The organism is Rhodoferax sp. (genome assembly GCF_028688795.1).
Lineage (GTDB): Bacteria > Pseudomonadota > Gammaproteobacteria > Burkholderiales > Burkholderiaceae_C > Rhodoferax.
The window spans coordinates 1-9,019 of the sequence record NZ_JAQTXM010000061.1 but is presented as its reverse complement, the minus strand read 5'-3'; the positions used below and the strand labels follow the sequence as shown (position 1 = coordinate 9,019).

Here is a 9,019-nt window from a genome sequence, read left to right as displayed (position 1 = left end):
GACATGCCTGCTTTTTTTATTTGGCCAGCCAGGAGGGACTCGAACCCCCTACCCCGAACTTAGAAGGTTCGTGCTCTATCCGGATGAGCTACTGGCTGTTGGTCACTAGAAGTACAAGATTGGTGCCGAGGCCGGAACCGCGTTATGACTTGAAACCCTTACAGATATTGAAAGCTACTTTATTTATAGCAATAAAGTACCATCAAAAGTACCATCATTTATCAATCCGTCTCATTTGCGCTACACCTAGATACTTTATGAAGTGAAGTGGAGTGATTGTAACCAGCACCAGCAAGTCGCCACGATAGTTGGTTGTGCGAAAGAACAATGTTCCGCTGTCGGTGGTGTTGAACGTCTCTTCACCAGCCCGTGACCACGGGGGGGGTAGTCCGGTCATGTCGATGTTGACACTTGGTACTGAAGGCGTACCCAGATGAAGAAAATCTCAAAAACCCGAAGTTCAAAGTGCAGATGAAAGTGCAGTTACCTTATCGGGTAGATATCGCGACTATAGGGCCAATTGAGAGACTTAGGATATCGTCGACACATTAGTACATACTAATATCAGAAGTATGTAATATTCTGATCTGACATGTCACACCGGGTCATTCGGTCCGACTTTGTGTCAATAGAATGGACTTCCAAAAGCGGCAATTTGAGTCAGCCTATCGGGTATGTATCGGTTTGGTTAAAGCATTGCTTTGAGGCGATTGTGGTTTTTTCTTGTGCCGAAGTTCCCAGGGTGGCGACAGCCACGGAAATTGAGTTCTGGGCCAATGAAAAGAGGACCAACTGTGTTGGTCACTCGTTTGTCAATTAGACCTACGCATTACTCGCTACAAGTACCTGGCTTGGCAAGTTCCAGCTTTGCGACTGCAACTTTGCCCTCCTCTTCGGAGATAGATTCAAGCCCAGCTCCGCCGACGAACATACCCATCTTGATGTATTGCCGAATGAAGTAGTTCTTGCCTGCATCTACCAGCAGCATCATGGCATTAGGAGAAAATTCAGACTCCGTTGAGATTGAGTGCTCCTTGCCACCAGCAACTTCAGCATAGAAAAAAACGTCAGGGGCTGACTCACCAACACATTTCCCATTCACCCAAATATCCTTCTTGAGTGCCTTGCCGACAAAGCTATCGCGATAAATATAAAGACCAGAATTCCCAGCCTGCGGCTGCGCAAACTGCTTGGCCTTGGACGAATCCTCTTTGCTTTCCATCTTCACGGATGCGCATCCAGTGAATAAAGCCGACAACATAATAACCAATGCAATTTTTCTCATCATCCATCCCTAAAAAGTAAATTAAAACCATAACCATCTTACTGCGGAAAACGACACCTCCAGCCCATGCACAGGCACAACGCTGTCAGATGTAATGGGGAGGGGTTCGCCATTATTTGACTGGGTCAAGGCTGGAAGTAGTCCACCCGTAGGGCATGGCCTTGATGCGGTCGAATCATTGCTGACACTGGGAAATGGCTTGTTGAATCAACGTGTTGAGGTAACAAGCCTTGTAAAGCCTTGGTTGTGGTTTTTAGCCCGGTGAAGGCTCCGGTGTCATGTGCCGAAAGCAGTGCTGGGCGCCCTGTAGCAGATAAAGGCCCGGCTGCAGACGGCGACGTGTCACTTAGGCTAATGCCTGAACTCCCAGTGTGGCATTGGGTCAGGATGACGCCATAGGCCCACCTGTGCTGCTCTAGCCACCTCCTCAGCCGCTGAATAGCTCTGTTGATCAGTAAGTAGGGTTGGCAATGCGATTGCGAATGCGTCGGTCCATAAAAAGAGCGTAAACAATCGCAAGCCCGATACCACCTGGAACTCCGAAACCGCCTTGCGAAAAAGCATTAACGATGAGCAGCATCATCAAAACGAAAAAGACCCAGTACATAGCGCGATAGAAATTCGTTAACGGGTATGTGACCTTTTTTTTGCACTCTGGGCATTTAAGCCTTTGAAACCCAAGTGACGTTCGCGTAGGAACCTGATTGAATGAGGTGTTGCACGTTGTGCAAACGGCATGGATGGGCAGCATAGCCATAGGTCCTCCCGGTAGTTTTATAGATTTGCAGTGTACGCTGCTCAGGTCGATGCAAGTAAAAAGGTATGCTGATGTGCAACCTTTGGAAGCTCATCGCCCTTGCTATCGGCATTGGCTTGCTGGTCGCCAGGACGGTCTTTTAAGAAGCACCCACTGGCATGTCCCAATCAACTTCGTCATGTCGCTGAGGCCATCAAAAACTTAGGCCCAACATCCCTGCCAAACAGATGGGCACAGATCATGGCCCTGGCGAACTTGCCGAGCGGTGCTTGAGCCTTGTCGGCACGCTGTTGCAAGCCAAGCTTCATCTTGGCAGGCAGAAAGATTTTGAGTGCAAAGATGTTCTTGCCCATCTCTGGCACGGGCTCGTCGAACGCAGGCCCGTCATCTTCAAGTTCTTCACTGTCAAGCTGGTCAGCAGTGAGCAATTGCAAGTCATCGGCGTCATACAACCCCTTTTGATGGTCACGCATACGCATTACTTCATGGACACCATAGAGATAGGTCGCAAACAGTTCCGTCAAATAGACAGTGATGCTCATGCCAAGGCGATTGCAGACCTCCAGCAAGGCAGTCTTGGCTGGGTCTGGCAACCAAATGCGCAGTTGATCATCCTGCACATTGAGTCCTGCATAGTCTCGGCGCGGAATCAGGTCGGCTGAAAGCGCGAGGTCAGTTGCAGCTGGACCCCAATGCGCCATGATTTCGCGAGCAATCCTCATTTTTCCCCTACGGTTTTTGTTGTGTTGAGGCGGTGGCACCCATAGACTGACTATGCCTGTCGCCAATCAAAAGGGACAGGTCAATGAGCTAATGTAGGCTGAATTCAAGGAGGAAAAAATGGCATCAGTCAATAAGGTGATTTTGGTGGGAAATCTGGGCGCTGACCCCGAAATGCGGCAGACCAGCAGCGGCGACCCGGTGTGTACGCTGAGTGTGGCCACCACGGAAAAATACAAAAACAGGGACGGTGAGCAGCAAAGCTCAACAGAGTGGCACAAGGTGGTGCTGTTCCGGCGCTTGGCTGAGATTGCCAACCAATACCTGCGCAAGGGTTCATCAGCCTACTTTGAAGGTCAACTGAAGACCCGCAAGTGGACTGATAAGAATGGGCTTGAGCGCTACACAACCGAGGTTGAAGCCAATGAACTGAAGCTTCTGGATCGGCAGGAGTCACAGGCAGCGCCGGTCAAGCCATTAGCTGCGGTGCAACGGGCTGTTACAGCACCACACAAGCCCAGCTATCAACCGGCTGGCATTGATGAAGACATAGACATACCGTTCTGAGTGATCGTGTTAACTGAGATTCTGCACCTAAGTAGGTTGACAATACCAACATCGGCGCGGAAAGTATCTTCATATTTATGGCTTAAATTAATACTTAAGCCCAGCGATGTACAGTGATCTCAACTATTGTTAATAGATATTAAACTTTGGCATAAAGGAATAATTATTTTGAGCAGAACTAACAAATCGAGCCTCACACCAGCTTGCATAAGTGGGCATTTGTATTATGTACGCTTAAATACCGAGTTTGGTATTTTTTATAAGTTGGGCTTTACAAGTATGGCGTCGATTGAACAGCGACTTGGCTACAAGGGGTCAGGTGATGAAAAGTATATAGATAAAGTATTACTTTTCAGCTTTTACGCTGATGGATACGACATAGAACAAAAACTTCACAGTCATTTTTATTTGCGCAAGACTTTCGGAGCATACAGCAATAAATCTTACATGCCTCTTTGTAGCAATGGGCAGTCAGAGTTATATACACATGACATATTAAATCTTGACCCACAATTTACAGAAAATCAAGAGAGAGCAACAAAACGAATCATATCAAACACTTACCATAAAAGAAGAGGTAATTCTGACAGTATGATTCAAGCGGTAAATCTATTAACGTTGGTCCTTAAACCTTTGTTCACTTTTTTGGTTATTCCAATAATAGTTACTCCATTTGTGATCATAGGTAAAGTAAAAGATCTACTTTTCAAAGAAGATCCCAAAGAGGTTATCAAAAGAGAAGAAAAAAACCATCAGAATCAAAAGCAAGATAAAGAAATTAGAGATTTAATAGAGAACATAAGGAAACGAGCACAATTGGAAGTAAACCAAAAACAGGAGCAAAGTTAATCCTTTTAGGGATAGAAATATTGCTGCCGTTTTATTTGTCGAACTGACTTGCCGGGCTTCTTCGGTCAGTCGACGCCGCAAGGCGGAGTGTATTGGCGCGGGTCTGAGGGAGTCCCCATGGGGGCGGACGGGCAGACCGCGCTGGCGATGCTTGCGAAGCAAGCAAGCCTAAGGGAGGGCGGGGCAGACACAAGATGCATGGCCGTAGGCCACTGACCAAAACCACTTGCGAAGCAACTGACTAATACCCAGGTGACAGCACAGCACGAGGGCGACAGGCAACTGCACGTAAGCCGCGAAGCGGCTGGGGAGTGCAGGCGGCTGACAAGCCCGAACCAGCGTAGGCAATTTTGCATAACGCCTGCTGCGTAAACCCAAAGGGCGCAAAGCGGTGCAGGGACACAAGGAAGCTTGCGACCGACTGGACCAGCACTTTATGCAGTGCGGCGTTATGTAACTTTGCCGTAGCTGTGGATCACGCACCGACGGTCGAACCGGGAAGCCAGCACGATGCGTAAGCGAGCCGTGACCACATCCAGCGCCACAGCGCTCATGCTGCCATATTGCGAAGCACTGGCCAGACACCTCTGCAGGCTCTGTATGGGCCGCAGCAGCGCCTCATACACTCACTGGCATACCGAGGCCATCGAACTGGCAAAAGCGGTGCTGTGGGCCGGAAACAAAGCGAAGCGACTTGTAGGACCACATGACCGCGCTGCTGGCTACTGGGTGTCAGCACGATGCGTCAGCGAGCCGTAACCAAATGCATTGGCAGGGTGCAGCAGCACCTTGCCAACTGGATGAAAAACCCGGAACGTCGATCAAGCACAAAGCAGTGGTGTTGCTTGCCCTGCCGTTGGCGCGCAGCGCCAGGGGTGGGGTAAGTGACACGACTGCTTTGTTGGCCAAGGTAACGCGACAGCTTCGTGGTGCCTGGCAAGGGCGCAGCAGCGTCTTTGCCACTGATCAGACAGCCAGACCGTAGATCAGGCGAAAGTGACGATGCCCATGGCTGCAACAAAGGCACGACTTGCAGGCGGGGGCATGGTCACGCTGGTGGGCAAAGATGCCGGAGTATTCCGATCAATAACCCGCCAGATTCTCTACCCGGAAAATCTGGTCTTGCTCGTTACGACCTGTGTTGGGGAAGTACTTCACGGTCATGAAGCGACCGCTATCATCCTGCACCAGCATCAATGGCACGCCATAGAGCTTGTGTTCAGCCAGAATTTTGTCCAGTGTGTCGTCACCGTTCAGGATGTGGTTGCCCTTGGTTTCCGCCAACATCAGGCCATCACCCGCAGCGCGACCGGCGATCTTGATGGCGAAGTCGGGAAAGTAGCGGTCACCGCTGGGCATCACGATGCCAATTGACCAGGGCTTACGTGGTTCGTTGCGAAACCAGTATTCGATGGTGCCAGTGGTATCGGCATCCAGCATTTGCGCGAACGCCTGTTCCGGCCCGTTCAGGTCTTGCGGCATCACACCGTACACATTGAGGCGCGACTTCTTGACCCCCGCTGGCAACTCCACAAATTCAGGCAAGGGCGTCGTATCAAAGGTTTCCTTGAACTTGGCCGAACAGGTACGTGCAGCGTTCCGGATCAAGTGCGGGTAGGCGGCCATGATGCGGTTCAAGGCCAACGCAATTTCGGCGTCATCCTTGTCAACACCACGGTGACCGTATTCGGATTTGAGTCGAGCCAGCAGTGCATCGTGCAAATCACGCGGGTCGAGGTTATCGGCATCGAAAAGAACGCTTTGCGCGCGCCGTGCAATTTCAGCATCAGACAAACGCGCGTTAATCGTCTCCGTTTCTTCGCTGCCCTCAAACAGATCAAATGTCTGCCGGGTCACTCTCACCAGTTCCCGAAATCCGGCGCTGAAGGCCTTGTCGTCGATGGCGACATTGGCGGCGATACAAGTCAACAGATCGGTCGTTGACAGTGGCAGGCGTTCCGAGCGATAGGAGCGTGGCACCTTGGCGCGCAAGGCAAATTGCCGATTACCTGAAAGCAGTGGGGTGCTTTGCAGGGCGCCGGGCGCGCTGGGTGGGTCTGTAACGGTTGGTGCCGATGGCGGGGGCATCAACACCAGGTTCGTCAACAGCCCCGATTGTTGCCAATCAGGGGCATTTTGTGCTAACACCATCCCGTCAAGCACATTTGTTTCAGGGGTCGGCCACGCGGGCGCCATGTAGGGCACTGGCAGCAATTGCGTCTGCCCGTTGTGGGATACCTGAATTTCGTTGCTGCCAGCCACCTTCACCACCATGGTAAATGGGCATACCTGTGACAACTCACTTTGAATCGCATTGATCTTCTCGCCTGCATTGACCAGCCCGCTCTGGTTGGCGGCATCGGCCAAAAACACATAGCCACAGCGCAGCAGCTCGGGCAGTTGCTTTTCCAGCGTCGGCACTTGCAGGCGGCTGTGCACACGCAGGATGCGGCCCACCACCTGGATGCCGAAGTCGGTGTCTTTGGCCCCGCGCATGGATACAAGCGTGAAGGCACGCGGCGCATCAAAGCCGAGTGCCACAGCCACCTTGAAAATCAGCACTTCCTTGCGTTCGTCAATGGCCACCGCCAGCAAATCATCATTCGGATCGTCCGCCGTGTACCAGGCAATTTTTGATTCAGGCACGCCCAAGGTCGCAAGGCGTGCACGGGCTTCGTCCACGGCCTTGTTGCTGTTGGCCACTTGCACCAGCATGAGCGGCACCAGGCCTATGCCTGCCGCCTGCAAACCCTGCTTGATGACGTTGTGCATGTGCCAGCCATCGGCCAGCGCCGTGGCTGCAAAGTCCACCAGTTCTTTTTGATCATCGGCTGCCAGGTAGGCTATCGACTTGATGCCGTCCTTGATCAAGCCCGCATCGACCGCCTCTTTGCGGCTGACCCGGATGCGGTGCAGGTGGCCTATGCCCGCCACCTTCTTGAACTTTTCCACATCGGCATCGTCAGGTGTGGCGGTAATCATCAAGGTGAAGTCGGGCTTGAGCGATTCGCGGTAAAAGCGCACGGCCTCTTTGGCTGTTGCAAAGCCATGATGCGCTTCATCCACCACCGCACCAATGCGAAAGCCGTCGGCACGCAGCTCGGCAATCAAATCATCCAATGACAGCACGAACTCGCCACCACTACGCACCCTGCGCGTTGCTGCATTGGAAGCTGCCACCGATGCCCAGGTGGTCACATAAACATCGCCACTCTTGGTGCCGCGCGTCTTGCGGTCGCCTTGCAGGTCGCGCACGCGCAGGCCGACAAATGTGGATTTGATCGCCCCTTTGGCTTGTTCCACAAGGGTGGCGAACGGCGTAAACCAAAACCAGACAATTTGTGCATTGCTGTCGCGGTCTGGTGCGGCAAAGGACTCGGCAATCATGCCCGCCATCAGCGTCTTGCCCGAGCCGGTGGGAGCCTCCAACAACAGGCAACCATTGAAGGCGGTCGCAGCTGCCCTGCTGGCGTCGTCTCCAGCCTGGCGAAACTGGCTTTCGGCATAGCGAAATATCTCCAGCGCATTGACGACCGCCTCACGTTGGTAGCCCTTGGGTGACGGGGCGCTCATGGCCGTCCTCCCTTGGCGCCAGATCGCGCGCCAAACCGGTTCACCAGAAACGCCGGGATCGCCTCGAATGACGCACGCGGGTCGGTTAACCGCTGCGCCAGCAAAGCCGGTTGCCATGAATACACCACGGCTTGCCCAGCGCCTTGTATCGCGGTTTGCAGTGCCTCCAGAATGGCGTCAGACACCTTGGGTAAATAGATCACCACAGAGCGTTTGCCTTGCGCCGTCTGCATGGGTAATGCTGCCTGGTAGGGTGACAGGGCCACGTCATGAATGAGCTGAAGCGCCGTCCAGATTTGTGCGTGCTGAATGCCGCGAAACACCGTTGCTGCCGGAATGCGACGACAGCGCAGATAGGCAAAGCCACCGCCCAGACCAGTGACTGGTTCGCCTTTGCTGTTGGTGTAGCCTGTGATCACGCGCCGCACGCGCTCGGCGCACACGTCGCGGCAAAGGTTCTTGTCTGGTGTTTCATGAGTGGCCTCGGTGCTGGACACCAAGATGAAACGGCGATTGCCTTCATCTTCTTTATTCAGACTCATGACGGCTTGGGCAGTAGTACCTGAACCAGCGAAGAAATCCAGCACAATGTCACCGGGACTGGTTACAAATGACAACAGTTCTTGAAGAAGCCCAATGGGCTTCGGGTTATTGAACACCTTGGATTCATCGCCAAAAATTGCTTTCAGTTCATTCGGGCCAGCTCGACCATCCAATGTAACGACACTGGAAAGTTTGCGGCGATAGTCGCGGAGATAGATTTTCAGTTCAATCAGCTTCGTGTGATCATCACCGAAAAGGATGCGCTTTTCATTTAACAGATCGGTCATCGTGCCCTCTGGAAAGCGGTAGCCCATCAATGGCTGTTTACAGGGCTTGCCGGTTTCTGGGTGCAGCACGTCATAGCGGTAGCCTTCTTTGCCGGGGTTGTGTACTGATCGGCTACCGGCGTAAATGCCACCCAAGTCAATGTACTTGTAATTGTCCAATGGAGGAAGTTCGCTCTTGTGCTCTTTGAACCATGCTGAGTAAGCCTTTTGCAATTGCGCCGCTGTCCCGCCCTTGCGAAGCAAGCTCGCCTCAAGTGCAAGCATTTGATCTTTGATGTCGTGTTCTGCTGACTTCCATGGAGTTGCACAGGTGAATCGCCTCGGGTTTCGTGGAGGCCAGTTGGTTTAAGTCAGACCGTGTTTTCGGTCTTCTCGGCGAGTTGCCGATAGTAGTTTGCCTCAGCCTCGGCCGGTGGAATATACCCAATCGGCTCCAGC

At 52.5% G+C, this 9,019-nt stretch carries 7 protein-coding genes and 1 tRNA gene; 2 read left to right on the top strand and 6 right to left on the bottom strand.

The features are described 5' to 3' along the window. Positions 1-21: 21 nt before the first annotated feature. The 4 genes from PHQ58_RS22430 to PHQ58_RS22415 all read right to left on the bottom strand — a co-directional run bounded on the left by PHQ58_RS22430 (position 22) and on the right by PHQ58_RS22415 (position 2,764). A tRNA-Arg gene (locus PHQ58_RS22430) sits at positions 22-98 on the bottom strand. Positions 99-829: 731 nt separating this feature from the next. Beyond that, complete coding sequence (locus tag PHQ58_RS22425; protein ID WP_300115877.1) at positions 830-1,285, bottom strand: DUF2846 domain-containing protein; 456 nt, start codon at positions 1,283-1,285, stop codon at positions 830-832. 451 nt (positions 1,286-1,736) lie between these two features. Beyond that, positions 1,737-2,042, bottom strand: a complete 306-nt coding sequence (locus PHQ58_RS22420; RefSeq protein ID WP_300115876.1) for a hypothetical protein — start codon at positions 2,040-2,042, stop codon at positions 1,737-1,739. A 176-nt stretch (positions 2,043-2,218) separates the two neighbouring features. Further along, the gene (locus PHQ58_RS22415) at positions 2,219-2,764 is read right to left on the bottom strand and encodes a hypothetical protein (RefSeq protein WP_300115875.1); all 546 of its coding nucleotides are present in this window, start codon (positions 2,762-2,764) and stop codon (positions 2,219-2,221) included. A gap of 118 nt (positions 2,765-2,882) precedes the next feature. Between PHQ58_RS22415 and PHQ58_RS22410 the strand changes: the two genes are divergently transcribed. Both PHQ58_RS22410 and PHQ58_RS22405 read left to right on the top strand, forming a co-directional pair. After that, on the top strand, positions 2,883-3,329 hold the full coding sequence (locus tag PHQ58_RS22410) for a single-stranded DNA-binding protein (RefSeq protein ID WP_300115873.1): 447 nt from the start codon (positions 2,883-2,885) through the stop codon (positions 3,327-3,329). Between the two features lie 168 nt (positions 3,330-3,497). Further along, positions 3,498-4,178, top strand: a complete 681-nt coding sequence (locus PHQ58_RS22405; RefSeq protein ID WP_300115872.1) for a hypothetical protein — start codon at positions 3,498-3,500, stop codon at positions 4,176-4,178. A gap of 1,083 nt (positions 4,179-5,261) precedes the next feature. On the opposite strand, the gene PHQ58_RS22400 is transcribed toward PHQ58_RS22405, so the two are convergent. Beyond that, the gene (locus PHQ58_RS22400; RefSeq protein ID WP_300115869.1) at positions 5,262-7,751 is read right to left on the bottom strand and encodes a DEAD/DEAH box helicase family protein; all 2,490 of its coding nucleotides are present in this window, start codon (positions 7,749-7,751) and stop codon (positions 5,262-5,264) included. Further along, the gene (locus PHQ58_RS22395; RefSeq protein ID WP_300115867.1) at positions 7,748-8,845 is read right to left on the bottom strand and encodes a DNA methyltransferase; all 1,098 of its coding nucleotides are present in this window, start codon (positions 8,843-8,845) and stop codon (positions 7,748-7,750) included. The genes PHQ58_RS22400 and PHQ58_RS22395 overlap by 4 nt, the downstream gene beginning before the upstream one ends. Positions 8,846-9,019 lie beyond the last annotated feature (174 nt).

Bases quoted from the DNA above. Each gene is read 5' to 3' on its own strand.
- PHQ58_RS22395 (WP_300115867.1), bottom strand. From the start codon at position 8,845: ATGCTTGCACTTGAGGCGAGCTTGCTTCGCAAGGGCGGGACAGCGGCG.
- PHQ58_RS22410 (WP_300115873.1), top strand. From the start codon at position 2,883: ATGGCATCAGTCAATAAGGTGATTTTGGTGGGAAATCTGGGCGCTGAC.
- PHQ58_RS22425 (WP_300115877.1), bottom strand. From the start codon at position 1,285: ATGAGAAAAATTGCATTGGTTATTATGTTGTCGGCTTTATTCACTGGA.
- PHQ58_RS22400 (WP_300115869.1), bottom strand. From the start codon at position 7,751: ATGAGCGCCCCGTCACCCAAGGGCTACCAACGTGAGGCGGTCGTCAAT.
- PHQ58_RS22415 (WP_300115875.1), bottom strand. From the start codon at position 2,764: ATGAGGATTGCTCGCGAAATCATGGCGCATTGGGGTCCAGCTGCAACT.
- PHQ58_RS22420 (WP_300115876.1), bottom strand. From the start codon at position 2,042: ATGGCTATGCTGCCCATCCATGCCGTTTGCACAACGTGCAACACCTCA.